The organism is Pseudomonas sp. LFM046 (genome assembly GCF_000949385.2).
Lineage (GTDB): Bacteria > Pseudomonadota > Gammaproteobacteria > Pseudomonadales > Pseudomonadaceae > Metapseudomonas.
Genome location: NZ_JYKO02000001.1, coordinates 5,769,316 through 5,795,087 on the forward strand (window position 1 = coordinate 5,769,316; position 25,772 = coordinate 5,795,087).

Annotated in this window: 25 protein-coding genes; 3 read left to right on the forward strand and 22 right to left on the reverse strand. The window is 62.0% G+C overall.

Annotated elements, in window-relative coordinates; all coding sequences use genetic code 11:
- Window positions 1-105: 105 nt before the first annotated feature.
- On the forward strand, window positions 106-996 hold the full coding sequence (folE2, locus tag TQ98_RS26530) for a GTP cyclohydrolase FolE2 (protein ID WP_044873318.1): 891 nt from the start codon (window positions 106-108) through the stop codon (window positions 994-996).
- On the opposite strand, the gene cfaB is transcribed toward folE2, so the two are convergent.
- The 22 genes from cfaB to rpmH all read right to left on the reverse strand — a co-directional run bounded on the left by cfaB (window position 981) and on the right by rpmH (window position 22,644).
- Window positions 981-2,171, reverse strand: coding sequence for a C17 cyclopropane fatty acid synthase CfaB (cfaB, locus tag TQ98_RS26535; protein WP_044873319.1), 1,191 nt, complete (start codon window positions 2,169-2,171; stop codon window positions 981-983). The two genes, folE2 and cfaB, sit on opposite strands and share 16 nt — an antisense overlap.
- Window positions 2,172-2,428: 257 nt before the next feature.
- Entirely contained in the window at window positions 2,429-4,264 is a 1,836-nt protein-coding gene (gene glmS, locus TQ98_RS26540) for a glutamine--fructose-6-phosphate transaminase (isomerizing) (protein ID WP_103103108.1), read from the reverse strand.
- Window positions 4,265-4,279: 15 nt separating this feature from the next.
- The gene (locus TQ98_RS26545; RefSeq protein ID WP_103103109.1) at window positions 4,280-5,050 is read right to left on the reverse strand and encodes a DeoR family transcriptional regulator; all 771 of its coding nucleotides are present in this window, start codon (window positions 5,048-5,050) and stop codon (window positions 4,280-4,282) included.
- A gap of 139 nt (window positions 5,051-5,189) precedes the next feature.
- Entirely contained in the window at window positions 5,190-6,554 is a 1,365-nt protein-coding gene (gene glmU / locus TQ98_RS26550) for a bifunctional UDP-N-acetylglucosamine diphosphorylase/glucosamine-1-phosphate N-acetyltransferase GlmU (protein WP_044873321.1), read from the reverse strand.
- Window positions 6,555-6,659: 105 nt separating this feature from the next.
- Window positions 6,660-7,085: a F0F1 ATP synthase subunit epsilon gene (locus TQ98_RS26555; RefSeq protein WP_044873322.1), complete on the reverse strand. Its 426-nt coding sequence runs from the start codon at window positions 7,083-7,085 to the stop codon at window positions 6,660-6,662.
- A 43-nt stretch (window positions 7,086-7,128) separates the two neighbouring features.
- Window positions 7,129-8,505 carry a F0F1 ATP synthase subunit beta gene (atpD, locus tag TQ98_RS26560; protein WP_044873323.1) on the reverse strand — a complete coding sequence of 459 codons (1,377 nt, stop codon included), beginning with the start codon at window positions 8,503-8,505 and terminating at the stop codon, window positions 7,129-7,131.
- Window positions 8,506-8,535: 30 nt separating this feature from the next.
- The gene (gene atpG / locus TQ98_RS26565) at window positions 8,536-9,396 is read right to left on the reverse strand and encodes a F0F1 ATP synthase subunit gamma (protein ID WP_044873324.1); all 861 of its coding nucleotides are present in this window, start codon (window positions 9,394-9,396) and stop codon (window positions 8,536-8,538) included.
- A gap of 52 nt (window positions 9,397-9,448) precedes the next feature.
- Complete coding sequence (gene atpA / locus TQ98_RS26570; protein WP_044873325.1) at window positions 9,449-10,993, reverse strand: F0F1 ATP synthase subunit alpha; 1,545 nt, start codon at window positions 10,991-10,993, stop codon at window positions 9,449-9,451.
- 21 nt (window positions 10,994-11,014) lie between these two features.
- Window positions 11,015-11,551 (reverse strand): F0F1 ATP synthase subunit delta, encoded by a 537-nt coding sequence (locus tag TQ98_RS26575; RefSeq protein ID WP_044873326.1) that lies wholly within the window; start codon window positions 11,549-11,551, stop codon window positions 11,015-11,017.
- Between the two features lie 12 nt (window positions 11,552-11,563).
- Entirely contained in the window at window positions 11,564-12,034 is a 471-nt protein-coding gene (locus TQ98_RS26580) for a F0F1 ATP synthase subunit B (protein WP_044873327.1), read from the reverse strand.
- 49 nt (window positions 12,035-12,083) lie between these two features.
- Window positions 12,084-12,341 (reverse strand): F0F1 ATP synthase subunit C, encoded by a 258-nt coding sequence (gene atpE, locus TQ98_RS26585; protein ID WP_003457994.1) that lies wholly within the window; start codon window positions 12,339-12,341, stop codon window positions 12,084-12,086.
- A 195-nt stretch (window positions 12,342-12,536) separates the two neighbouring features.
- A complete protein-coding gene (gene atpB / locus TQ98_RS26590; RefSeq protein ID WP_044873328.1) occupies window positions 12,537-13,406 on the reverse strand; it encodes a F0F1 ATP synthase subunit A in 870 nt (289 codons plus the stop codon).
- Window positions 13,407-13,422: 16 nt separating this feature from the next.
- A complete protein-coding gene (locus tag TQ98_RS26595; protein WP_044873329.1) occupies window positions 13,423-13,830 on the reverse strand; it encodes a F0F1 ATP synthase subunit I in 408 nt (135 codons plus the stop codon).
- Window positions 13,831-13,977: 147 nt separating this feature from the next.
- On the reverse strand, window positions 13,978-14,850 hold the full coding sequence (locus tag TQ98_RS26600; protein ID WP_044873330.1) for a ParB/RepB/Spo0J family partition protein: 873 nt from the start codon (window positions 14,848-14,850) through the stop codon (window positions 13,978-13,980).
- A 9-nt stretch (window positions 14,851-14,859) separates the two neighbouring features.
- On the reverse strand, window positions 14,860-15,648 hold the full coding sequence (locus TQ98_RS26605) for a ParA family protein (RefSeq protein WP_044873467.1): 789 nt from the start codon (window positions 15,646-15,648) through the stop codon (window positions 14,860-14,862).
- 14 nt (window positions 15,649-15,662) lie between these two features.
- Window positions 15,663-16,310 (reverse strand): 16S rRNA (guanine(527)-N(7))-methyltransferase RsmG, encoded by a 648-nt coding sequence (gene rsmG, locus TQ98_RS26610; protein WP_103103110.1) that lies wholly within the window; start codon window positions 16,308-16,310, stop codon window positions 15,663-15,665.
- Complete coding sequence (gene mnmG / locus TQ98_RS26615) at window positions 16,310-18,202, reverse strand: tRNA uridine-5-carboxymethylaminomethyl(34) synthesis enzyme MnmG (protein WP_044873333.1); 1,893 nt, start codon at window positions 18,200-18,202, stop codon at window positions 16,310-16,312. Before mnmG ends, rsmG begins: the two co-directional genes overlap by 1 nt.
- A 513-nt stretch (window positions 18,203-18,715) precedes the next feature.
- A complete protein-coding gene (mnmE, locus tag TQ98_RS26620) occupies window positions 18,716-20,083 on the reverse strand; it encodes a tRNA uridine-5-carboxymethylaminomethyl(34) synthesis GTPase MnmE (RefSeq protein ID WP_103103111.1) in 1,368 nt (455 codons plus the stop codon).
- Between the two features lie 84 nt (window positions 20,084-20,167).
- On the reverse strand, window positions 20,168-21,850 hold the full coding sequence (gene yidC, locus TQ98_RS26625) for a membrane protein insertase YidC (RefSeq protein ID WP_044873336.1): 1,683 nt from the start codon (window positions 21,848-21,850) through the stop codon (window positions 20,168-20,170).
- 2 nt (window positions 21,851-21,852) lie between these two features.
- Window positions 21,853-22,098, reverse strand: coding sequence for a membrane protein insertion efficiency factor YidD (gene yidD / locus TQ98_RS26630; protein WP_044873337.1), 246 nt, complete (start codon window positions 22,096-22,098; stop codon window positions 21,853-21,855).
- The gene (gene rnpA / locus TQ98_RS26635; protein WP_044873338.1) at window positions 22,091-22,495 is read right to left on the reverse strand and encodes a ribonuclease P protein component; all 405 of its coding nucleotides are present in this window, start codon (window positions 22,493-22,495) and stop codon (window positions 22,091-22,093) included. The genes yidD and rnpA overlap by 8 nt, the downstream gene beginning before the upstream one ends.
- A 14-nt stretch (window positions 22,496-22,509) precedes the next feature.
- Entirely contained in the window at window positions 22,510-22,644 is a 135-nt protein-coding gene (gene rpmH / locus TQ98_RS26640; protein ID WP_003290924.1) for a 50S ribosomal protein L34, read from the reverse strand.
- Window positions 22,645-23,169: 525 nt separating this feature from the next.
- On the opposite strand from rpmH, the gene dnaA reads away from it, so the two are divergent.
- The gene (dnaA, locus tag TQ98_RS26645) at window positions 23,170-24,633 is read left to right on the forward strand and encodes a chromosomal replication initiator protein DnaA (protein WP_044873339.1); all 1,464 of its coding nucleotides are present in this window, start codon (window positions 23,170-23,172) and stop codon (window positions 24,631-24,633) included.
- A 29-nt stretch (window positions 24,634-24,662) separates the two neighbouring features.
- Complete coding sequence (gene dnaN / locus TQ98_RS26650; protein ID WP_044873340.1) at window positions 24,663-25,766, forward strand: DNA polymerase III subunit beta; 1,104 nt, start codon at window positions 24,663-24,665, stop codon at window positions 25,764-25,766.
- Window positions 25,767-25,772: the final 6 nt, after the last annotated feature.

A 25,772-nucleotide genomic window follows, 5' to 3' on the forward strand; every position in this document is an offset into this window, starting at 1 on the left:
AATTCGATGCAGCGGTTGGCAGTCGACCGCAGCAGCGGTGTCGATTGCTGGATGCTAAATTTGTTATAACATAACAATATCCAATCAGTTCAAGGCCTGCCTCCGATGAACGCCATCTCCCTCCCGGATATCGCCACCCAATCCACCACCCTGCCCCTACCGCTGGACTGGGTCGGCATGTGCGGGATCGCGCTGCCGCTACAGCTGGAAGGCCAGCGCGTCCTGGCCAGCGTCGATGCGGGTGTCAGCCTGGACGACACCACTGCGCGCGGCATTCATATGTCCCGCCTCTACCTTGCACTGGAGGAACTGGAGTCCTGCGAGCTGTCTGGAGGATTGCTCCGGCGAGTACTGATGCGCTTCCTCGACAGCCATCAAGGTCTGTCCAGCAGCGCCAGCCTGACGCTGCGTGGCGCGCTCCCAATGCAGCGCCCTGCCCTGGTCAGCCCGCTGTCCGGATGGAAGACCTATCCCTTCGAGGTCGTTGCACGCCAGGATCCAAGGGGGTTCCACGTGGAACTACGGCTTGAGTTGATCTATTCCTCCACTTGCCCCTGCTCCGCCGCACTGACCCGTCAGCTGATCCAGCAGCGCTTCGCCAACGACTTTGCCGACCGCCCCCTGGAACGGGACCAGGTGCTCGCCTGGCTGGGCACTCAGGGCACCACCGCTACGCCCCATAGCCAACGCAGCACCGCTCGGCTGTGGGTACGTCTGGGGCAGGCGGAGTATCTTCCGCTGCGCCGGCTGGTCGACCTCGCGGAACAGGCCCTGGGGACTGCAGTGCAGACGGCGGTGAAACGCGCGGACGAGCAGGCCTTCGCCCTGGCCAACGGTCAGAACCTGATGTTCTGCGAGGATGCGGCACGACGCCTGGGCAGCGCCCTGCGTGGTCAGGAATGGCTAGAGGGTTTCAGGTTGCGGGTCGTGCACGCGGAGAGCCTCCACGCGCACGACGCCGTCGCCGAGTACCGCTGGAACTATCCGGCGGAATAGATATCCCCGCGACTCCAGGGCAGTTCGTGGGCCCCGTTCCCATGGGGCTTGGTGGCGAGAATCTGGTGCAGGTTGATCCACCCCTTCTGGAAGGCATGGGCGCAGCCGGCCAGGTAGAGCCGCCAGATGCGCAGGGCCTGTTCCGGCACCAGCCTGGCGGCCTGATCCAGCTTCGCTTCCAGGTTGGCACTCCAGAACTCCAGGGTCCGTGCGTAGTGAAGGCGCAGGCTTTCAACGTCCACCACTTCCATACCCGCCAGGCTGAGCTGGGCAATCATGGTGGAGAGGTGCGGCAGCTCGCCGTGGGGGAAGACATACCGGTCGATGAAATCGCCGGCGCCCCGGCCCACAGGGCGGCCATCCGGGTGCCGGGCGGTGATGCCGTGGTTCATGACCAACCCGCCCTCGCGCACGGCACCGAACAGGCGCTGGCAGTAGACCGGCAGGTTGCCATGGCCGACGTGCTCGAGCATTCCGACGCTGACCACCTTGTCGAAGCGGCCATCCTGGGGCAGATCCCGGTAGTCCAGCAGTTCAAGCTCCACCTGGCCCTCCAGCCCCTCCGCCTTGACCCGCTCGCGCCCCAGGGCCAGCTGTTCGCGGCTCAGGGTGATGCCGAATACCCGGGCTCCGTACTCACGGGCGGCGTGCCGCGCCAGGCCGCCCCAGCCACACCCCACATCCAGCAGGTACTCGCCGGGCTTCAGCCGCAGCTTGCGGCAGAGGTGATGCAGCTTGGCTCGCTGGGCGCTGTCCAGGTCCTCGGTGCCGGTGGGGTAGTAAGCGCAGGAGTAGACCATCTCGCGGTCGAGCCACAGGGCGTAGAAGTCGTTGGACAGGTCGTAGTGGTAGGAGATGGCGGCAGCGTCGGTTGCCTTGTCGTGAGCCTGGCGCTCAGGGACAGCCTCTTCCTCGTCTTCGACCAGCGCTTCGCTCAGGGCATCGCCGATCCGGATCACTTCTAGGATGGGCCCGGCGAGGTCCAGCCGACCCTCCACATAGGCCGTGCCCAGGCTGTCCAGGCTAGGCCTGCCCAGCAGGGAAACCAGGCTGGGGTCTTTCACCGTCATGGTCACGGTGGGATTGGGACCGAGATCGACTTCCTTGCCATCCCAAAGCTGCAGCCGAAGCGGCAGTTGCAGATCGCGCAGGACCGTTGGAAGTTGCGCAAGCATGGGAACTCCTCCTTTACCAAGGACACTGGAAAGGTAGACCACCCGGAGCCGTTGTCAGGCTATCGATTCAATAGTTCTCCTCAACCCGGGTGCTCGCAAGCGCTATCAATCGAGCATACGTACCTTCCTGAATGTTTTGACCACAACCTGGCACAACGGCTCAACGTTTTTGCGCCGAGGTAACGGACGTGCAAGTCGGCGACTCCTGAAACACGAACGGCGCCCTAGGGCGCCGTTCGTGTTTCATCCGGTCCGTGTCACTCCACGGTCACCGACTTGGCCAGGTTGCGCGGCTGATCCACGTCGGTGCCCTTGAGCACCGCCACGTAGTAGGACAGCAGCTGCAGCGGGAGGGTGTAGAGGATCGGTGCCAGCGCGTCATCGATGTGCGGCATGGCGACCATGTGGGTGCCTTCGCCGTTCTCGATACCGGCCTCGCGGTCGGCGAAGACGATCAGTTGGCCTCCACGGGCGCGCACTTCCTGCAGGTTGGACTTGAGCTTCTCCACCAGTTCGTTGTTCGGTGCCACGGTGACCACCGGCATATCGGCGTCCACCAGGGCCAGCGGGCCGTGCTTGAGCTCGCCGGCAGGATAGGCTTCGGCGTGGATGTAGGAAATTTCCTTGAGCTTCAGCGAGCCTTCCATCGCCACCGGGTACTGGGCGCCACGGCCGAGGAACAGGGTGTGGTGCTTCTCGGCGAACAGTTCGGCCACCTTCTCCACGGTCTTGTCCATGGCCAGGGCCTCACCCAGGCGGGTGGGCAGGCGACGCAGTTCTTCTACCAGGTAGGCTTCGACACCCGCTTCCAGGGTGCCGCGTACCTGGCCCAGGGACAGGGTCAGCAGCATCAGCGCTACCAGCTGGGTGGTGAAGGCCTTGGTGGAGGCCACGCCGATTTCCGGGCCGGCCTGGGTCAGCAGGGTCAGGTCGGACTCGCGCACCAGGGAGCTGGTGCCGACGTTGCAGATGGCCAGGCTGGTCAGGTAACCCAGTTCCTTGGCATTGCGCAGGGCAGCCAGGGTGTCGGCGGTCTCGCCGGACTGGGAGATGGTCAGGAACAGGGTGTCGGGCTGCACTACCACCTTGCGGTAGCGGAATTCGCTGGCCACTTCAATCTGGCAGGGGATGCCGGCCAGACCTTCGAGCCAGTAACGGGCAACCATGCCGGCGTGGTAGCTGGTGCCGCAGGCGACGATCTGCACGTTGCGCACCTTGGCGAAGAGCTCCGCAGCGCGCGGACCGAACGCGTTCACCAGCACGTGATCAGCGCCCAGGCGGCCTTCCAGGGTACGTTGGACCACCTTGGGCTGCTCATGGATCTCTTTCAGCATGAAGTGGCGGTATTCACCCTTGTCGGCGGCTTCCGCACCTTCGTGGTACTGCACCTGCTCACGCTGTACGGCGTCGCCAGCCTGGGTCCAGATCTGCACGCTGTCGCGGCGGATTTCGGCGATGTCGCCCTCTTCCAGGTAGATGAAACGGTCGGTGACCTGGCGCAGGGCCAACTGGTCGGAGGCAAGGAAGTTCTCGCCCAGGCCCAGGCCGATCACCAGGGGGCTGCCGCTGCGGGCGGCCAGCAGGCGGTCCGGCTGGCTGGCGCTGATCACCGCGAGGCCATAGGCGCCGTGCAGTTCGGCGACCGCGGATTTCAGCGCGTCGCCCAGGTCAGGCAGGCTCTTCAGCTTGTGGTGCAGCAGGTGGACGATGACTTCGGTGTCGGTGTCCGAGGAGAAGACGTAGCCCAGGCCCTTGAGTTGTTCCCGCAGGGCCTCGTGGTTCTCGATGATGCCGTTGTGAACCACGGCCAGCTCATCGCCGGAGAAGTGCGGGTGGGCGTTGCGCTCGCAGGGGGCGCCATGGGTGGCCCAGCGGGTGTGGGCGATGCCCAGACGGCCAGCCAGGGGCTCTTCCGCCAGGGCCTGTTCCAACTCGGCGACCTTGCCGGCACGGCGACGGCGCTCCAGCGTGCCGTCGTTGGTGAAGACGGCCACGCCGGCGCTGTCATAGCCACGGTATTCGAGGCGCTTCAGGCCCTCGACCAGGATTGCGGTGATGTTGCGTTCGGCGACGGCGCCAACGATGCCACACATGGCTGTTCTCCTATCTCAATCAAGGCTCGCGCAGATCAGCTTGACCCCGCGCGCTGCTATCAGTTCGCGCGCTTCCGGGGCAAGGCGCTCATCGGTAATCAGGGTATGGATGCTGCTCCAGGGCAGCTCCAGGTTGGGAATGCGCCGGCCGACCTTGTCGGACTCGGCCATGACGATCACTTCACGGGCCACTTCGGCCATGACCCGCGAAAGGCCCAGCAATTCATTGAAGGTGGTGGTACCCCGTTGCAGGTCGATGCCATCGGCACCGATGAACAGCTGGTCGAAATCGTAGGAACGCAGCACCTGCTCGGCCACCTGGCCCTGGAAGGACTCCGAATGGGGGTCCCAGGTACCGCCGGTCATCAGCAGAACGGGTTCGTGTTCCAGTTCGCGCAAGGCGTTGGCCACGTTCAGAGAGTTGGTCATCACCACCAGACCGGGCCGGTGGCCCAGTTCCGGGATCATGGCGGCGGTGGTGCTGCCACTGTCGATGATGATGCGCGCGTGCTCACGGATGCAGCCAACGGCGGCACGGGCGATGGCCAGTTTGTAGGAAGAGACTGGCTGGCTGCTTTCGCCTATCAGTTCCTGGGGCATCGGCACGGCTCCACCATAGCGGCGCAGCAGCAGGCCATTCTTCTCCAGGGCCGTGAGGTCCTTGCGAATGGTGACTTCAGAGGTGGCGAAGGCCTTGGCCAGTTCGTCGACGCTCACCTCGCCCTGTTGTTCGAGCAGGGCGAGGATGGCATGACGGCGTTGCGGCGTGTTGCGTTTCGTCATCAACGAAAGTTTCGATTCGAAAGATAGTGGCGCGAATCAAAACCTAACGAAGCCTTGGCGTCAACCCCGAAAACGACAAAAGGCGGCCTGGGCCACCTTTTGCGTAGGCGATGGGTTATCCACAGCCCGGTTTTCCACAGCCTTACTTCTTGACCTTCACCGGGCGCTTCCAGCCTTCGATATTGCGCTGCTTGGCGCGGCCGACGGCCAGGGTGTTGGCCGGCACGTCCTGGGTGATGGTGGAGCCGGCGCCGGTGGTAGCGCCATCGCCCAGCGTGACCGGGGCCACCAGGGAGCTGTTGGAGCCGATGAAGACGTCTTCACCCATGACGGTGCGGAATTTGTTGGCGCCGTCGTAGTTGCAGGTGATGGTGCCGGCGCCGATGTTGGTGCGCGCACCGATCTCGGCATCACCCAGGTAGGCCAAGTGGCCAGCCTTGGCGCCCTCACCCATCACGGCGTTCTTCAGTTCGACGAAGTTACCCACATGAGCCTTGGCGCCCAGCACCGCGCCCGGACGCAGGCGGGCGAACGGACCGCAATCGGCACCTTCGCCCAGTTCTGCGCCTTCCAGGTGGCTGCTGGCTTTCACGATGGCGCCGCGGCGCAGGATGCTGTCCTTGATCACGCAGTTCGGGCCGATCTGAACGCCGTCTTCGATCACGACCTTGCCTTCGAGGATCACGTTCACATCGATCAGCACATCGCGGCCCACGGCCACTTCACCGCGCAGGTCGAAGCGGGCCGGGTCCAGCAGGGTTACGCCCTGGGTCATGAGGCTGCGGGCCGCGCGCTTCTGGTAATGGCGCTCCAGCTCGGCGAGCTGGATGCGGTCGTTGGCGCCCTGCACCTCCACCGCGTCGTGGGGGTGCTCGGTGGCCACCACCAGGCCGTCGGCCACGGCCATGGCGATGACGTCGGTGAGGTAGTACTCGCCCTGGGCGTTGTCGTTGGACAGGCGGCCCAGCCAATCGGCCAGGCGCTTGCCGGGCACGGCGAGGATGCCGGTATTGCCTTCGCGGATGGCACGCTGCTCGGGGCTGGCGTCCTTGTGCTCGACGATGGCTTTCACCACGCCGGCGGCGTCGCGAACGATGCGGCCGTAGCCAGTGGGGTCATCCAGCTCGACGGTGAGGAGAGCCAACTGGTCATCCTTCACTTGCTCCAGCAGGCGCTGCAGGGTTTCCACTTCGATCAGCGGCACGTCGCCGTAGAGGATCAGTACGCGTTCGGCGGACAGCGCCGGCAAGGCCTGGGCGACGGCATGGCCGGTCCCCAACTGTTCGGCCTGCAGGACGAAGTTCAGGTCATCCGCAGCCAGCCGCTCACGCACGGTATCGGCGCCATGGCCGATGACCACATGGATACCCTGGGGCCCGAGTTTGCGAGCGGTATCGATGACGTGGCCAAGCATGGCCTTGCCGGCCACCGGATGCAGGACCTTGGGCAGGGCCGAACGCATGCGCGTGCCCTGACCGGCGGCGAGGATGACGATATCGAGGGACATGGAGGGAATCACCGAATCAGGCTGGTAAGCGGAAACCGGAATGCCGGAAAAGAAAAAGGGTAGCCAAGGCTACCCTTTAACTTGTCTGCAATGAAGCCTTGGGCGTTAGCCGCCGAACTTCTTGCGGATCTGCTGGACGGTACGCAGCTGGGCTGCGGCCTCGGCCAGTCGAGCGGAGGCGGTGGAGTAGTCGAACTCCGCGCCCCGGTCGTGCAGAGCTTTCTCAGCAGCCTTGAGGGACTCCTGAGCAGCCGCTTCGTCCAGGTCACTGGCGCGAAGCACGGTGTCGGCCAGGACCTTCACCATGTTCGGCTGGACTTCGAGGAAACCGCCGGAGATGTAATACACCTCGTCCTCGCCACCCTGCTTCACCAGGCGAATGGGGCCCGGCTTGAGGTCGGTGATCAGCGGGGCGTGGCCCGGCGCGATACCCAGATCGCCCAGGTGGCCGTGCGCAATCACCATCTCCACCAGACCGGAGAAGATCTCCGCTTCGGCGCTGACGATATCGCAATGGACAGTAATAGCCATACGCTTGCCTCACGTAAGCGCCCGTCGCCGGGCGCTCAGGGGGTTACAGTTTCTTCGCTTTCTCGATGGCTTCTTCAATGCCGCCGACCATGTAGAACGCCTGCTCGGGCAGGTGGTCATAGTCGCCGTTGAGGATGCCTTTGAAGCCAGCAATGGTGTCCTTCAGGGCGACGTACTTGCCCGGGGAACCGGTGAAGACTTCGGCCACGAAGAACGGCTGGGACAGGAAGCGCTGGATCTTACGAGCACGGTTAACGAGCTGCTTGTCCGCTTCGGACAGTTCGTCCATACCCAGGATCGCGATGATGTCCTTCAGTTCCTTGTAACGCTGCAGAACGTACTGAACACCACGAGCGGTCTCGTAGTGGTCCTGACCGATCACCAGCGGGTCCAGCTGACGGCTGGTGGAGTCCAGCGGGTCAACGGCCGGGTAGATACCCAGGGAGGCGATGTCACGGGACAGTACGACGGTAGCGTCCAGGTGGGCGAAGGTGGTCGCCGGGGACGGGTCGGTCAGGTCGTCCGCGGGAACGTATACGGCCTGGATGGAGGTAATCGAACCGGTCTTGGTGGAGGTGATGCGCTCTTGCAGAACGCCCATTTCCTCGGCCAGGGTCGGCTGGTAACCCACAGCGGACGGCATACGACCCAGCAGCGCGGACACTTCGGTACCGGCCAGGGTGTAACGGTAGATGTTGTCGACGAACAGCAGAACGTCGCGACCTTCGTCACGGAACTTCTCGGCCATGGTCAGGCCGGTCAGGGCAACGCGCAGACGGTTGCCCGGCGGCTCGTTCATCTGGCCGTATACCAGGGCTACCTTGTCGAGAACGTTGGAGTCCTTCATCTCGTGGTAGAAGTCGTTACCCTCACGAGTACGCTCACCCACGCCGGCGAACACGGAGTAACCGCTGTGCTCGATCGCGATGTTACGGATCAGTTCCATCATGTTCACGGTCTTGCCTACACCGGCGCCACCGAACAGGCCGACCTTACCGCCTTTGGCGAAGGGGCAGACCAGGTCGATTACCTTGATGCCGGTTTCCAGCAGCTCGTTGCCGCCAGCCTGCTCCGCATAGGACGGAGCGTCGCGGTGGATAACCCAACGCTCTTCTTCGCCGATGGGGCCGGCTTCGTCGATGGGGTTGCCCAGCACGTCCATGATGCGGCCCAGGGTCGCTTTACCGACCGGAACTGCGATGGCTGCGCCAGTATTGGATACGCCCAGGCCACGCTTGAGGCCTTCGGTCGAACCCATGGCGATGGAACGAACCACGCCGTCGCCCAGCTGCTGCTGGACTTCCAGGGTGGTTTCGACGCCGCTGACCTTCAGCGCGTCGTAAACGTTCGGCACCTGATCACGCGGGAATTCCACGTCGATAACGGCGCCGATGATTTGAACGATACGTCCGCTACTCATATCTGGTTCCTCTAAATATATGAACCGGTCTTAAACCGCGGCAGCGCCGCCGACGATTTCCGAAATCTCTTGAGTGATCGCTGCCTGACGCGCCTTGTTGTAGATCAGCTGGAGGTTGCTGATCAGGTCACCGGCGTTGTCGGTGGCGTTCTTCATTGCGATCATCCGTGCCGCCTGCTCGCAGGCGTTGTTCTCAACCACGGATTGATACACCTGGGATTCCACGTAGCGCACCAGCAGACCTTCGAGGATCTCCTTGGCGTCGGGTTCGTAGAGGTAGTCCCAGTGATGCTTCAACTCTTGATCCGGATCGGCCACCAGCGGAACCAGTTGGTCCACAGTCGGCTTCTGCGTCATGGTGTTGACGAACTTGTTGGAAACCACGAACAGGCGGTCGATACGGCCATCCAGGTATGCGTCGAGCATGACCTTGACGCTGCCGATCAGGTCGTTGATCGAAGGTTCCTCGCCGATGTGGCTGATGGCTGCAACGACGTTACCGCCGTAGTTGCGGAAGAAGGCCGCACCCTTGCCACCAATCACGCAGAGGTCGATCTCCACGCCTTGTTCGCGGTAACCCGCCATGTTCTTGATCAGGGTCTTGAACAGGTTGATGTTCAAGCCGCCACACAGACCGCGGTCGCTGCTCACCACGACATAACCAACGCGCTTCACTTCGCGGTCGATCATGAACGGGTGGCGGTATTCCGGGTTCGCGTTGGCCAAATGACCGATCACCTGGCGGATGCGCTCCGCGTAGGGGCGGCTGGCAGCCATGCGCAGTTGAGCCCTGCGCATCTTGCTGACCGCCACCTTTTCCATGGCGCTGGTGATCTTTTGCGTGCTTTTGATGCTCGCAATCTTGCTGCGAATCTCTTTTGCGCCTGCCATGTAACACCTATCGGGTTAGCAGGCGGGGGGTCTTGCGACCCCCCGCTGCGGCTTACCAGGTTTGGGTGGCCTTGAACTTCTCGATACCAGCCTTGATGCCGGCGTCGATTTCGTCGTTGAAGTCACCCTTCTCGTTGATCTTCGCCATCAGGGCGGCGTGATCACGATTGAAGTAAGCAATCAGGGCCTGCTCGAAGGCGCCGATCTTGGCCAGCTCGATGTCCTGCAGGAAGCCACGCTCGGCGGCATACAGGCTCAGCGACATATCGGCGATGGACATGGGCGCATACTGCTTCTGCTTCATCAGCTCGGTAACGCGCTGACCGTGTTCCAGCTGCTTGCGGGTAGCTTCGTCCAGATCGGAAGCGAACTGCGCGAACGCAGCCAGTTCACGGTACTGGGCCAGAGCGGTACGGATACCACCGGACAGCTTCTTGATGATCTTGGTCTGGGCCGCACCACCAACACGGGATACCGAGATACCGGCGTTAACGGCCGGACGGATACCCGAGTTGAACAGAGCGGATTCCAGGAAGATCTGACCGTCGGTGATGGAGATCACGTTGGTCGGAACGAACGCGGAAACGTCGCCAGCCTGGGTTTCGATGATCGGCAGAGCGGTCAGGGAACCGGTCTTGCCTTTCACGGCGCCATTGGTGAACTTCTCTACGTACTCTTCGGAAACGCGGGAAGCGCGTTCCAGCAGACGGCTGTGGAGATAGAACACGTCGCCCGGATAGGCTTCGCGGCCCGGCGGACGGCGCAGCAGCAGGGAGATCTGGCGGTAGGCTACGGCTTGCTTGGACAGGTCGTCGTAGATGATCAGGGCGTCTTCGCCGCGATCACGGAAGAACTCGCCCATGGTGCAGCCGGCGTACGGTGCGATGTACTGCAGCGCAGGAGATTCGGAAGCACTGGCAGCCACGATGATGGTGTTGGCCAGGGCGCCGTTTTCTTCCAGCTTGCGAACCACGTTGGCGATGGTCGATTGCTTCTGACCGATAGCCACGTAGACGCAGCGGATGCCGCTGTCTTTCTGGTTGATGATGGCGTCAACGGCCAGGGCGGTCTTGCCGATCTGACGGTCGCCGATGATCAGCTCACGCTGGCCACGGCCGATCGGGATCATGGCGTCGACGGCCTTGTAGCCGGTCTGTACCGGCTGGTCTACCGACTTACGCCAGATCACGCCCGGGGCTACCTTTTCCACCGCGTCGGTGGCTTGAGCGTTGATCGGGCCTTTGCCATCGATCGGGTTGCCGAGGGCGTCGACAACGCGGCCCAGCAGTTCCGGACCTACCGGTACTTCCAGGATGCGGCCGGTGCACTTGGCGCTCATGCCTTCGGCGAGGCCGACGTATTTACCCAGGATCACAGCACCAACGGAGTCTTGCTCCAGGTTCAGCGCCATGCCGTAGATGCCGCCCGGGAACTCGATCATTTCACCGTACATCACATCGGCCAGGCCGTGGATACGCACGATGCCGTCGGAAACGGAGACGATGGTGCCTTCGTTGCGGGCTTGGGAAGAGACGTCGAGTTTCTCGATACGTCCCTTGATGATTTCACTAATTTCGGAAGGATTGAGTTGCTGCATTGCTCTGCTGCCCCTTCAAACTCAAGATTTCAACGCTTCGGCCAGTTTCGCGAGCTTGCCGCGAACCGAGCCATCGATAACCAGGTCGCCGGCGCGGATCACGACACCGCCTATGAGGCTGGAGTCTTCCGCGGCGTGCAGACGCACTTCCCGGCTGAGCCGTGCGCTGAGAACCTTGGCGAGTTTGTCTTGCTGTTCATCGCTCAATGCGAAGGCACTGACGACTTCCACGTCTACCGACTTCTCCTGCTCGGCCTTGTACAGCTCGAACAGCTCGGCGATTTCCGGCAGCAGCACGAGGCGGCCGTTTTCGGAAACAACATGGATGAAGTTCTGTGCCTGGGCGTCGAACTTGTCGCCAACCACTTCATTGAAGGCGTTGGCTTTCTCTGTACTCGTCAGACGCGGGGCTTTGAGCACGCGCTGCATGGTGTCGTCCTGCGACACCGCAGCGGCCAGGCCAAGCATGGCCGACCAGGCGGCCAGCTGCTGATGGGCCTGGGCGTACTCGAAAGCAGCCTTGGCGTAAGGTCGGGCCAGCGTGGTCAGTTCTGCCATGATCGCCCTCGCTTAGATTTCGGCAGCCAGTTTGTTAACCAGCTCCGCGTGCGCGTTTTGATCGATAGTGGCACCCAGGATCTTCTCGGCACCGCCGACCGCCAGGCTACCCAGTTGGGCGCGCAGCGCGTCTTTGACGCTGTTCAGTTCCTGCTCGATCTCGGCCTGAGCCTGCGCCTTCAGGCGCTCGCCTTCAGCACGTGCCTGATCGCGAGCTTCGTCGACGATCTGGTTAGCGCGCTTTTTGGCTTGCTCGATGATTTCTGCCGCCTGACCTTTGGCTTCGCGCAGTTGCTGACCCACTTTTTCATGGGCCAGCTCCAGGTCACGAGCCGCTCGGTTGGCAGCGTCCAGACCGTCGGCAATCTTCTTCTGACGTTCATGCAGAGCAGTGATGACCGGAGGCCACACGAACTTCATGCAGAACAGTACGAAGATGAAGAAGGCAACGGACTGGCCGATCAGGGTTGCATTAATGTTCACGCCAACACCTCGCTCGTTCGTTGTCAGTCGAATCCTCGGTCAACGAGGATTACTGGGCTACCTGAGCAATGAACGGGTTAGCGAAGGTGAAGAACAGAGCGATACCAACGCCGATCATGGTTACGGCGTCGAGCAGACCGGCCACGATGAACATTTTAACTTGCAGCATCGGGACCATTTCCGGCTGGCGAGCAGCGCCTTCCAGGAACTTGCCACCCAGCAGACCGAAGCCAATGGCGGTACCCAGGGCACCCAGACCAATCAGCAGAGCTACGGCGATCGCGGTCAGACCTACTACAGTTTCCATTTTTCCTCCCGACTTTATGTCGTGTTGGTTAAGGTTTAAGTGAAGCGGTAAAGCGAAATCGTTTTGTTCCTAGTGCCCTTTCGAGCATCCCCGTACCGGCTGGTACGGGACCATCTCCAACGAACCACGCATCCACTTGCGCCCTTCGGGCACCTTCCCCTGCAGGGAGAAGGTCATCGGATGCGCTGCGCGTTCTTAATGGTTGTCCTCATGCGCCATCGACAGGTAGACGATGGTCAGCATCATGAAGATGAAGGCCTGCAGGGTGATGATCAGGATGTGGAACACAGCCCACGCCCACTGCAGTGCGATGCCCAGGCCGCTCAGCAGCAGGATGCCGGCGCCGAACATCACGGCGATCAGGATGAACACCAGTTCGCCAGCGTACATGTTGCCGAAGAGACGCAGGGCCAGGGAGATCGGCTTGGCCACCAGGGTCACAAACTCGAGCAGGAAGTTGACCGGGATCAGCAGAATCTGAACGAGCATGTTCTTGCTGCTGAACGGGTGCAGGGTCAGTTCGCCGAGGAAGCCGCCGATGCCCTTGACCTTGATGCTGTAGAAGATGATCAGGCCGAATACCGAGAAAGCCATGCCGAGGGTGGCGTTCGGGTCGGTGGTCGGAACGGCACGGAAGGCCAGGTGCTCATTGCCGGAAACGGTGGTGGCCAGCAGCGGAATCCAGTCGACCGGGATCAGGTCGATGGCGTTCATCAGGAAGATCCAGACGAAGATGGTCAGGGCCAGGGGGGCGATCAGCGGGTTACGGCCATGGAAGGTGTCTTTGACGTTGCTGTCGACGAAGTCGACCATCACTTCAACCAGGTTCTGCAAGCCGCCGGGAACACCGGAGGTGGCCTTCTTGGCTGCCATGCGGAAGAGGAGCACGAACAGCAGGCCGAGGCCGATGGACCAGCCCAGGGTGTCCAGATGGAAGGCCCAGAAGCCCATTTCCTTGGCTTGTTCGGCGCTGTGGGCGAAACCCCACTCGCCGGTGGGCAGACGACCGAAGGTCAGGTTCTGCAGGTGATGCTGGATATAGCCCGAAGCGGTTTGCTCTGCCATGTTTGCCTCAAACGCCCTAAGGTTTCGAAAATCTTGTTCTCATCAGCAGGGGCGCGAACCAGCTGACCGACTGGGTCAACAGGAAGACGCCGAATACCGCCGGCGCATCCAGGGGTTTCACACCTGCGAACGTCAGCGCAAACAGCACTGCCGTCAGAATCAGCTTGCCCATCTCGCCCGCATAGAAAGAGCGGACTATCGCCTGGGCTGCACGGGCTCCGCTGTAACGGAACGCCTTGCGGGCGAAATACAGGTTCGGCACCCAGGCGATCAGGCCGCCGCACAAGCCAGAGTATCCAGCCACCGTGCCACGCCACTGCCAGAGAACGACAGCAGCGATCAGCAGGACGACCAACTGGGCCAGCAGGACCGGAAATACCGGCATTCGATGGAAGGGCAAGCGGTTTGGCGTGCGGTTATCCATCGCAGCTGATCCTCTGGTGTCGGCCGCTTGAATCAACGACTTGGCATACTTTGTGCCGACAAAATTGCGCGCAGAGTATAGGGGGCGAACCCCCCCTATTCAACTGCCCGGTAGTGAAATCCGACCGTCGCTACAGCGTCATATGTTTCAGCGAATGTGGGCCAGGACGCCCTGTAATTCGTCGAGCGAGTTGTAGCGGATCACCAGCTGGCCCTTGCCTTTCTGGCCATGCTTGATCTGCACGGGAGCCCCTAGCTTCTCAGCCAGACGCTGTTCCAGGCGGCTGATATCCGGGTCGGACTTGACCACTTCGACAGCCTTTTCCTTGGTGTTCAGCCAGTGCCTTACCAGTGCCTCGGTTTGGCGCACGGTGAGGCCTCGTGCGACAACATGTCGCGCCCCTTCCACCTGCCGCTCCAGGGGCAGACCGAGCAGGGCACGAGCGTGGCCCATTTCCAGGTCGCCATGGGAAAGCAGGGTCTTGATCTCTTCCGGCAGGCCGATCAGGCGCAGCAGGTTGGTGATGGTGACGCGGGACTTGCCGACCGCTTCCGCCACCTGCTGCTGGGTGAGCTGGAATTCCTGCTGCAGACGCTGCAGGGCGATGGCTTCCTCGATGGGGTTGAGGTCTTCGCGCTGGATGTTCTCGATCAGCGCCATGGCGATGGCGGCCTCGTCGGGAACCTCGCGAACCATGGCCGGAATCTTCTCCAGCCCTGCCTGCTGACTGGCACGCCAGCGACGCTCTCCCGCAATGATCTCGTAACGGCCTGCACCGATCGGGCGCACAACGATGGGCTGCATGACGCCCTGGGCCTTGATGGACTGGGCCAGTTCCTCGAGGGCGGTGGGGTCCATGTCGCGGCGGGGCTGGTACTTGCCGCGCTGGATCAGGTCCAGGGGCAGGTGTTGAAGCTCACGGGTATCGACCTTGACGGCTTCTTCTTCGAGGGTAGCGACGGTACTGCCGCCCAGCAGGGCGTCCAAGCCACGGCCCAGACCTCGTTTTTTCGCGGCCATGCGGATTCCTTATGCGGTAGCGGTTTTGGCGTTGGCGCGCTGGCGGCGGACCAGTTCGCCTGCCAGCGCCAGGTAGGCGATGGCGCCACGGGATTGCTTGTCGTAGACCAGGGCGGGCATGCCGAAGCTGGGGGCCTCGGCCAGGCGCACGTTACGCGGAATGACGGCGTCGTAGAGTTTGTCGCCGAAGTGTTCCTTGAGCTGCGCCGAGACTTCGTTGGTCAGGCTGATGCGCGGGTCGTACATGGTGCGCAGCAGACCCTCGATCTTCAGGCTGGGGTTCAGCAGCTGGCCGATGCGCTGGATGCTGTTGACCAGGTCCGACAGGCCTTCCAGTGCGTAGTACTCGCACTGCATGGGGATGATCACGCCATCGGAAGCCGACAGGGCGTTGATGGTCAGCATCGACAGCGAAGGCGGGCAGTCGATGAGGATGTAGTCATAGTTCTCGCGGATCGGTGCCAGGGCTTCGCGCAGGCGATGCTCCTTGTTCGGCATGTCCAGCAGCGCCACTTCCGCCGCGGTCAGGTCGCGGTTGGCGGGCAGGAGCTGGTAGCCACCGTGCTCGGAGAACTGCATCGCCGTCGCCAGGTCGCATTCCCCGGTGAGGACGTCGTAGATCGAGTGCTCCAGGGCGAGCTTGTCGACGCCGCTGCCCATGGTGGCGTTGCCCTGAGGGTCAAGATCGATCAGCAGCACACGGCGCTTGGTAGCGACCAGCGAGGCTGCCAGGTTGACACAGGTGGTGGTCTTGCCGACCCCGCCTTTCTGATTGGCGATTGCGAATACCTTGGCCATGGCCACCTTCCCCCTCATTGCGTGCGGCGCAGTATCAGCAGATGGCGCTGACCTTGGCAACCGGGAACCTCCAGCTGATGCGCGGACTCCACGCGGAAGTCCGCGGGCAGGGTCTGCAGCTCGTCGTCCGGGTGCAGGCCCTTCATGGCCAGCCAGCGAGTCTCGCCATCGCCCAGGTGGCGGGTCCAGTTGCTGAAGTCTTCCAGCGAGCTGAACGCGCGGGAGACGATGCCGTTGAACGGCTGCTCGGGGGCGAAGGCTTCGACGCGGTTGTGGACCACTTCCAGGTTGGCGAGTTTCAGCTCCAGCTTCACGTGGGTGAGGAAGCGGGTCTTCTTGCCGTTGGAGTCGAGCAGGGTGAAGCGCCGTTCGGGGAACAGGATGGCCAGTGGAATACCGGGCATGCCGCCGCCGCTGCCGACGTCCAGCCAGTTATCCCCAAGCGCTGCCACGAAAGGCACGACGCTCAGGCTGTCCAGCAGGTGACGCGACACCATCTCGTCAGGATCGCGTACCGCGGTGAGGTTGTAGGCCTTGTTCCACTTGATCAGCAGAGCCAGGTAGGCCAGCAGGCGTTCCTGCTTTTCCGGGGTGAGTTCGACAGCGAGCTGCTGCGCGCCACGGGACAGTTCGTCAGCGTGGCGCAGGGTGACCAGGGACATCAGGCGCTTTGCTCCAGCTGACGGCCAGCGCCGCGCTTCTTCAGATGGATCAGCAGCAGGGAAATGGCTGCCGGTGTCACGCCCGGGATGCGGGAGGCTTGGCCCAGGGTTTCCGGACGGGAATTGCCGAGCTTGTGCTGGATCTCCTTGGACAGGCCGGAGATGGTGGCGTAGTCCAGGTCCTCGGGCAAACGGATGTCTTCGCTGGCACGCAGCCGGGCGATCTCGTCCTGCTGGCGGTCGATGTAACCGGCGTACTTGGTCTTGATCTCCACCTGTTCGGCCACCTGCGGATCTTCCGCGCCGCCACCGGTCACTTCCACCAGGCCGGCGTAGTCGATTTCCGGACGGCTCAGCAGGTTGAGCAGGTTGTACTCATGGGCAAGCGGCGTACCGAAACGCTCGGCAATGGCATCGCCTTCCGGCGTGCCCGGACGGACCCAGGTGCTCTTCAGGCGCTGCTCTTCGCGGACGATACCTTCGCGCTTGGCTTCGAAAGCGGCCCAGCGCGTGTCATCCACCAGGCCCAGTTCGCGGCCCTTCTCGGTGAGGCGCAGGTCCGCGTTGTCCTCGCGCAGGATCAGGCGGTATTCCGCGCGGGACGTGAACATGCGGTAGGGCTCCTGGGTGCCCAGGGTGATCAGGTCGTCCACCAGCACGCCGATGTACGCCTCGTCGCGGCGCGGGCACCAGGCTTCGCGGCCTTGGGCGCGCAGAGCGGCGTTGGCACCGGCGAGCAGGCCTTGGGCACCGGCTTCTTCGTAGCCGGTGGTGCCGTTGATCTGGCCGGCGAAGAACAGACCGCCGATCACCTTGGTCTCCAGGCTGTACTTCAGGTCGCGCGGGTCGAAGTAGTCGTACTCGATCGCATAGCCGGGACGCACGATGTGGGCGTTCTCCATGCCGCGAATGGAACGCACGATCTCCAGCTGCACGTCGAAAGGCAGCGAAGTGGAGATGCCGTTGGGGTACAGCTCATGGGTGGTCAGCCCTTCCGGCTCGAGGAAGACCTGGTGGCTGTCCTTGTCGGCGAAGCGATGGATCTTGTCCTCGATGGACGGGCAGTAGCGCGGACCAATGCCCTCGATCACGCCTGAGTACATGGGCGAGCGATCGAGATTGCTGGCGATGATCTCGTGGGTGCGGGCATTGGTGTGGGTGATCCAGCAGCTCACCTGGCGCGGATGCTGCTCCTTGGAACCCAGGAAGGACATCACCGGAATCGGGGTATCACCGGGCTGCTCGGTCATGACCGAGAAGTCCACGGAACGGCCATCGATGCGCGGAGGGGTGCCGGTCTTCAGACGGCCAACACGCAGGGGCAGTTCCCGCAAGCGCTGAGCCAGCGCGATGGATGGCGGATCGCCGGCGCGACCGCCGGAGTAGTTCTGCAGACCGATGTGGATAAGTCCGCCAAGGAAGGTACCGGTGGTGAGCACCACGGACTCTGCCTGGAAACGCAGACCCATTTGCGTCACGACGCCCTTCACCTGGTCGTTCTCGACGATCAGGTCATCGCACGCTTGCTGGAATATCCACAGGTTCGGCTGGTTCTCGAGGATCTCGCGGATCGCGGCCTTATAGAGAACACGGTCTGCCTGGGCACGGGTGGCACGTACGGCTGGACCCTTGCGGCTATTGAGGACACGGAACTGGATGCCGCCGAGGTCGGTTGCGGTCGCCATGGCGCCGCCAAGTGCGTCGATCTCTTTGACCAGGTGGCTCTTGCCAATACCGCCGATGGCTGGGTTGCAGCTCATCTGGCCCAGGGTTTCCACATTGTGAGTCAGCAGCAAGGTCTTCACGCCCATGCGTGCAGCTGCCAGCGCAGCCTCGGTGCCGGCATGGCCGCCGCCGATCACGATCACGTCAAAACGGGAAGGGAAGTCCACCACGCACCTCGTGCCTGTCCAGGCATGGGAAATAGAGAAAGCCGCACAGTATAGGGGATTTCTTTCTGAGGCATGAAGCCGTCTGGCCAAAAAGTAGCCAACCTCTCGTACATGGCTTTTCTCAGGGAGTTATCCAGATGGGGAAAAGTCCCTGTGGGTAAAAGAAAATAAGAGAGAAGAATTTTTAAAAAAGCCTGTTTTTATGTTTATACCTTGGGGGGCAGGGTTTCTGTGGATAACTAGATTGGAGCCACCTATCACGCGTCTTTCAGGGAATGATAACCCTGTGGCGATCCTGCCTGTAGCTACTGGGTAAGCCGTCAGAAAGCTGTGCATCCAATAGGCAGTTATGCACAGCCGATTTATCCCTCGGGTTTTCACCAGGCTTATGGACGGGGTTACAGGCAACTTATCAACAGGGTTCAGGCGGGCGCTTTTCCGGGCGAGCAGGCAGCAACGGACCGCCTGGCAAGCAGGCAGTCGCAGTCGCTGTGGATAAGGAGAGGGGGCGGCTTATTTGCCGATGCAGAAGCTGGAGAAGATGCGGCCGAGCAGGTCGTCGGAGCTGAAGGCGCCAGTGATTTCGCCGAGGGCCTGCTGGGCTTGGCGGAGGTCTTCGGCGAGCAACTCACCAGCGCCGGCGAGGGTGAGTTGGGAGCGGCCGTGATCGAGGAAGGCACCCGCCTGGCGCAGGGCCTCAAGGTGCCGGCGGCGCGCGCTGAAGCTGCTTTCTGCGGTCTGTTCGTAGCCCATGCAGGCCTTCAGGTGCTCACGCAGCAGTTCCAGGCCCTCACCGGAGCGGGCGGAGAGGCTGAGGGTGACGTGGCCGTCTTCACTGACTTCCAGGCCCACTGACTCGCCGCTGAGGTCGGCCTTGTTGCGAATCAGGGTAACTTTCGCCGGGTCGGGGCGCCGGTCGAGGAATTCCGGCCACAGCGCAAAAGGATCCACAGCCTCAGGAGCAGTGGCATCCACGACCAGGAGCACACGATCGGCTTCGCTGATGGCCTTGAGGGCGCGTTCCACGCCGATCTTTTCCACATGGTCATCGGTATCCCGCAGGCCGGCGGTATCCACAACGTGGAGCGGCATGCCGTCGATGTGGATATGTTCCCGGAGTACATCACGGGTGGTGCCGGCGATGTCGGTAACGATGGCGGCCTCGCGCCCCGCCAGGGCGTTCAGCAGGCTGGACTTGCCGGCATTCGGACGGCCGGCGATCACCACGGTCATGCCATCGCGCAGCAGGGCGCCCTGGCCGGCCTCACGGATCACTGTGGATAAGTTCTCCCGCACGCCGTCCAACATCCCCAGCACGTGGCCATCGGCGAGGAAATCGATCTCCTCTTCAGGGAAGTCGATGGCGGCTTCGACGTAGATGCGCAGCTGGATCAGCTTCTCGGTCAGGGCATGGACACGCTTGGAAAACTCGCCCTGAAGGGAGCGTAGGGCGTTGCGGGCGGCTTGTTCAGAGCTGGCTTCGATCAGGTCGGCGATGGCTTCGGCCTGTGCCAGGTCCAGCTTGTCATTGAGGAAGGCACGTTCGCTGAATTCACCGGGACGGGCTTGGCGTGCTCCCAGTTCCATGCAGCGACGCAGCAGCAGGTCGAGGACCACCGGGCCACCATGACCCTGCAGTTCGAATACGTCTTCACCGGTGAAGGAGTTGGGACCCGGAAAATAGAGGGCTATGCCTTGGTCCAGGGTCTGCCCGGTGCCATCGAGGAAGGGGCCGTAGTGGGCGAAGCGCGGTTTCGGCGTACGACCGCTGATGGCCTCGGCAATCTTCGCGGCGCGCGGCCCGGATACGCGGACAATGCCCACCCCGCCACGGCCCTGGGCGGTGGCAACGGCGGCGATGGTGTCACGGACAGGATTCATCGGTGGATACCTTCGGGTCTGCGAATGGCGGATAGCAAGACGCCCCCAGAGGGGGCGTCTTGTTCAAGCGGTCTGGCGTCGCTGTCAGGCTGCTGCCTTCTTGCTGGCCGCCTCGATCTGCCGGGTAATGTACCACTGCTGGGCAATGGACAGGACGTTGTTGACCACCCAGTACAGGACCAGACCGGCCGGGAACCACAGGAAGAAGAAGGTGAAGATGATCGGCATCAGCTTCAGCACCTTGGCCTGCATGGGGTCCGGCGGGGTCGGGTTCAGCATCTGCTGGATGAACATGGTGGCGCCCATGATGATCGGCAGGATGAAGAAGGGGTCCTTGATCGACAGGTCGGTGATCCAGAACATCCACGGGGCCTGGCGCATATCCACGCTTTCCAGCAGTACCCAGTAGAGGGCCAGGAAGACCGGCATCTGCACCAGGATCGGCAGGCAGCCGCCCAGCGGGTTGATCTTTTCCTTCTTGTACAGCTCCATCATCGCCTGGGACATTTTCTGGCGATCGTCACCATGCTGCTCTTTCAGTGCCTGCAGCTTCGGCGACACGGCGCGCATGCGGGCCATGGACTTGTAGCTGGCGGCGGAGAGCGGGAAGAAAGCACCTTTGATCAGGATGGTCAGGACGATGATCGACCAGCCCCAGTTGCCCAGCAGGCTGTGGATATGTTGCAGCAGCCAGAAAATTGGCTGAGCGATGAACCACAGGAAGCCGTAGTCGACGGTCAGTTCCAGACCCGGGGAGAGTTCCTTCAGGTGGTTCTGGATCTTCGGACCGGCGTAGAGGGTGGCGGAGGTCTCTGCCGAGGCGCCGGCCGGAACGTTCAGTGCGGGGCCGACGAAACCGACGATGTAGTTGCCGCGAGAGTCCTTGCGAGTCTGGATAGCGTTGTTCTGGTCCTTCGGTGCGACCCAGGCAGTCACGAAGTAGTGCTGCAGCCAGGCAACCCAGCCGCCCTGAACGGTTTCCTTGAAGGGTTGCTTGTCCATGTCCTTCATGGACACCTTCTTGTACGGCTCGTCCGGAGTCCAGACCGCGGCACCCAGGTAGGTGGACACGCCGGTGGCGGTGGTGGAGGACGGGTCGGCGCTGGCGTCACGCTTCAGTTGTGCGTACATGCTGCCGGTCCAGGGCTGGGCGCTCTGGTTCTCGACCTTGTACGACACCTGCAGCTCGTATTTGCCACGGGTCAGCGTGAAGCGCTTGGTGTAGTTGACGCCGGCTTCGCTGAAGGTCAGGTCGACGACCAGTTGTTCCTGGCCGTCCGCCAATTTGTAGCTGCGCTGTGCAGCGCTGTAGGCCGGGCGACCATTTGCGCGGGCATCCGGGCCATTGGCGCCGACCAGACCGCTCTGTGCCTGGTAGATACGCTCGCCGCCGTTGTCGAACAACTGGAACGGAACGTCCGGTCGATCCTGACGACGCGGGTACTTCGGGAGGGTCAGCTGGACGATATCGCCACCGTTCGGGTCGATGGCCAGGCTGAGGACATCGGTTTCAACGCGGATCAGGTCGGTGCTGGGAGCGGCGGCCTGCTGGGTGGGTGCCGCCTCGGTGCGTTCTGCATTGGCGGTCGGCACGTCGTCGCTGGACTTGGCGGTTGCGGTGTTGTCCGGCAGGGTCGCTTGCGCGCTGCTGGCGCTGGTGCCTGCGGTCGGCAGGGCGGCTTGGCCGTAGTCCTGGTTCCACTGGAGAACCATCAGGTAGGACACGATTGCCAGGGCGACGATCAGGATCGAGCGTTGAATATCCATGATTACTCGGCCATCGAAGAGTTTTGGGAAGTGTTGGCGGGTGGCACCGGGTCATAGCCGCCCGGATTCCACGGATGACAGCGGCCCAGCCGACGCAGGGTCAGCCAGCCGCCTCGCAGGACGCCATGCTGTTCGATGGCTTCCTGCGCATAGCAAGAACAACTGGGATAGAAACGACAGTGACTGGCCATCAGAGGGCTGATGGCGTAGCGGTAGAACTGGATCGGAGCGAGGGCCAGTTTACGCATGGGGACTGTCAGACACCCCTGATTCGGTTGGGGGCTCAGGGCGAGAACGACTGCGCGCCAGGCGCTTCCAGAGTTTGCCGAACTGATGCCTCAGCTCAGGATTCTCCAGGTCGCCGATCCCCTTTCGCGCCACGATCACGATGTCCCAACCTGCCAGCAACTCGAGGTTGTGGCGGAAGGATTCACGAATTTGGCGTTTGAGGCGGTTGCGTTCTACGGAGAGCTTGACGCTCTTCTTGCCGATCACCAGACCCAGGCGGGGATGATCGAGGCCGTTGTCACGCGCGAGGAGCAGGACGTGCTTGCCGGGAACCTTCCCGGTCGGTGAGTCGAAGACTGCTTTGAATTGTCGGGGAACCAGCAGACGCTTTTCCCGACCGAAGCCCTGACTCACCACCCGTTCCGGATAAATCAGACGGTCAGGCGCTTGCGGCCCTTGGCGCGACGACGCGACAGGACTTGACGGCCGTTCTTGGTGGCCATACGGGCACGGAAACCGTGGGTGCGAGCGCGCTTGATGGTGCTGGGTTGGAAAGTGCGTTTCATGATGCTTTACCTGGTGGTCACTACGGGCCGGAAGTGGCCCCCGTTTAAAGAGACCGGCAATTCTAGTGAAACGGGGCGGGCAGGTCAATTTCCAACCAGCACCACTGGGTAAAAGAATATAGAAGGAAAGGAAATTCAGAAAAGCTTGGTGATGTTTATTGAAACTGGTGACGGCGTCTGCCTGTGGAAAACTACCCGAAGTCGCGATTCTGCCTGTCGGTCAGCAGGCTAACAACCTTGTCGACAAGACGTGTCCTGCCTGTGGGATGCCTGGGCGGAAGCTGGGGGTGAAAGACCTATTTATCCACAGGCAGGATATGCCCGCGGTTTTCCCCAGGGAAAAAAGGGGGGTTACGGATAGGTTATCCACAAGATTCATGCCAATCACAGGGTGTGTCGGGGCGGTGAATAACATCTTGATTTTATTCAACCATTCACCCTTTTTCGTGTGGATAACTCTTTCTGCGGCGGCTACAATGACGGCTGTTTTTTGCGTCCGGCACCTTTCCGACTTGGGGGATATCCGTGTCAGTGGAACTTTGGCAGCAGTGCGTGGAACTCCTGCGCGATGAGCTGCCTGCCCAGCAATTCAACACCTGGATCCGCCCATTGCAGGTTGAAGCCGATGGAGACGAGCTGCGCGTTTACGCGCCGAACAGGTTCGTCCTCGATTGGGTCAATGAGAAGTACATGGGGCGGCTTCTTGAGTTGCTCGGCGAACGCGGCAATGGCCTGGCGCCTGCCCTTTCCTTATTAATAGGCAGCAAGCGCAGCCCGGCTCCCCGGAAGGCACCGCCGCCTCCTCCGCCGGTCATGGCACCACCGCCGCCTCCTGCTCCCGCACCTTCGCAGGTACGTATCGAGACCGTGGAAGAAAACCGCGACAACCTCGATCCGCTTGCATCCGTGGTGCAAGCGCCGGCAGTTCGTACCGAGCGTTCCGTGCAGGTGGAAGGTGCGCTGAAGCACACCAGCTACCTGAACCGTACGTTCACGTTCGAGAATTTCGTCGAGGGCAAGTCGAACCAGCTGGCCCGTGCTGCGGCCTGGCAGGTAGCGGATAACCCGAAGCACGGTTACAACCCGCTCTTCCTTTATGGCGGTGTTGGCCTCGGCAAGACGCACCTGATGCACGCTGTGGGTAACCACCTGCTGAAGAAGAACCCGAATGCCAAGGTGGTCTACCTCCACTCCGAGCGTTTCGTGGCGGACATGGTCAAGGCGTTGCAGCTGAATGCTATCAACGAGTTCAAGCGCTTCTACCGCTCGGTGGATGCGCTGCTGATCGACGATATCCAGTTCTTCGCCCGCAAGGAGCGTTCCCAGGAGGAGTTTTTCCACACCTTCAACGCCCTTCTGGAAGGTGGCCAGCAGGTGATTCTCACCAGCGACCGCTATCCGAAGGAAATCGAGGGGCTGGAGGAACGTCTGAAGTCCCGCTTCGGCTGGGGCCTGACGGTTGCCGTCGAGCCGCCTGAGCTGGAAACCCGCGTGGCGATCCTGATGAAGAAGGCCGAACAGGCCAAGGTGGAACTGCCCCACGACGCCGCCTTCTTCATTGCCCAGCGAATCCGCTCCAACGTGCGTGAACTGGAAGGCGCGCTGAAGCGCGTGATCGCCCACGCCCACTTCATGGGCCGGGACATCACCATCGAACTGATCCGTGAGTCGCTCAAGGACCTTCTGGCCCTGCAGGACAAGCTGGTCAGCATCGACAACATCCAGCGCACCGTAGTCGAGTACTACAAGATCAAGATGTCCGACATGCTCTCCAAGCGCCGTTCGCGCTCGGTGGCGAGGCCGCGGCAGGTCGCCATGGCACTGTCCAAGGAACTGACCAACCACAGCCTGCCGGAAATTGGTGATGCCTTCGGTGGAAGAGACCACACCACCGTGCTTCACGCCTGTCGTAAGATTGCGCAATTAAGGGAATCCGACGCGGATATTCGCGAGGATTACAAGAATCTGCTGCGTACACTGACCACCTGACCGCAGCCCAAGAGGCAAGGGACTAGACCATGCATTTCACAATTCAACGCGAAGCCCTGTTGAAACCCCTGCAACTGGTCGCCGGCGTCGTCGAGCGCCGCCAGACCTTGCCGGTCCTCTCCAACGTGCTACTGGTGGTTGAAGGCCAGCAGTTGTCGTTGACCGGCACTGACCTCGAGGTCGAGCTGGTTGGGCGTGTCGCCCTGGAAGAGCCGGCTGAACCGGGTGAGATCACCGTACCCGCGCGCAAGCTGATGGACATCTGCAAGAGCCTGCCCAGCGATGCCCTGATCGATATCCGTGTCGATGAGCAGAAGCTGCTGATCAAGGCTGGCCGCAGCCGTTTCACCCTCTCCACCCTGCCGGCAAATGACTTCCCGACGGTGGAAGAAGGCCCGGGTTCGCTGAACTTCAGCCTGGTACAGAGCAAGCTTCGCCGCTTGATCGAGCGCACCAGCTTCGCGATGGCGCAGCAGGATGTCCGTTACTACCTTAACGGCATGCTCCTGGAAGTGAACGGCGGCATCCTGCGTGCGGTAGCCACTGATGGCCACCGCCTGGCGATGTGTGCCATGGAGGCTGGAATCGAAGGTGTCGATCGCCACCAGGTGATCGTGCCGCGCAAAGGCATTCTGGAACTCGCTCGCCTGCTTACCGAGCAGGATGGCGAGGTACGCATCGTCCTCGGTCAGCACCACATCCGTGCCACGACTGGCGAGTTCACCTTCACTTCCAAGCTGGTGGATGGCAAGTTCCCGGATTACGAGCGCGTCCTGCCCCGTGGCGGTGACAAGCTGGTGATCGGTGATCGCCAGGCGCTGCGTGAAGCCTTCAGCCGTACCGCGATCCTCTCCAACGAGAAGTACCGCGGCATCCGTCTGACCCTGGCATCCAGCCTGCTGAAGATCCAAGCGAACAACCCCGAGCAGGAAGAGGCCGAAGAAGAGGTCGCTGTTGATTACAACGGCGGTAACCTCGAGATCGGTTTCAATGTGAGCTACCTGCTGGATGTGCTGGGCGTCATGTCCACTGAGCAGGTTCGTTTGATCCTGTCCGATGCCAACAGCAGTGCTCTGGTCCAGGAAGCTGACAACGACGATTCTTCCTATGTCGTAATGCCGATGCGCCTGTAACGACTC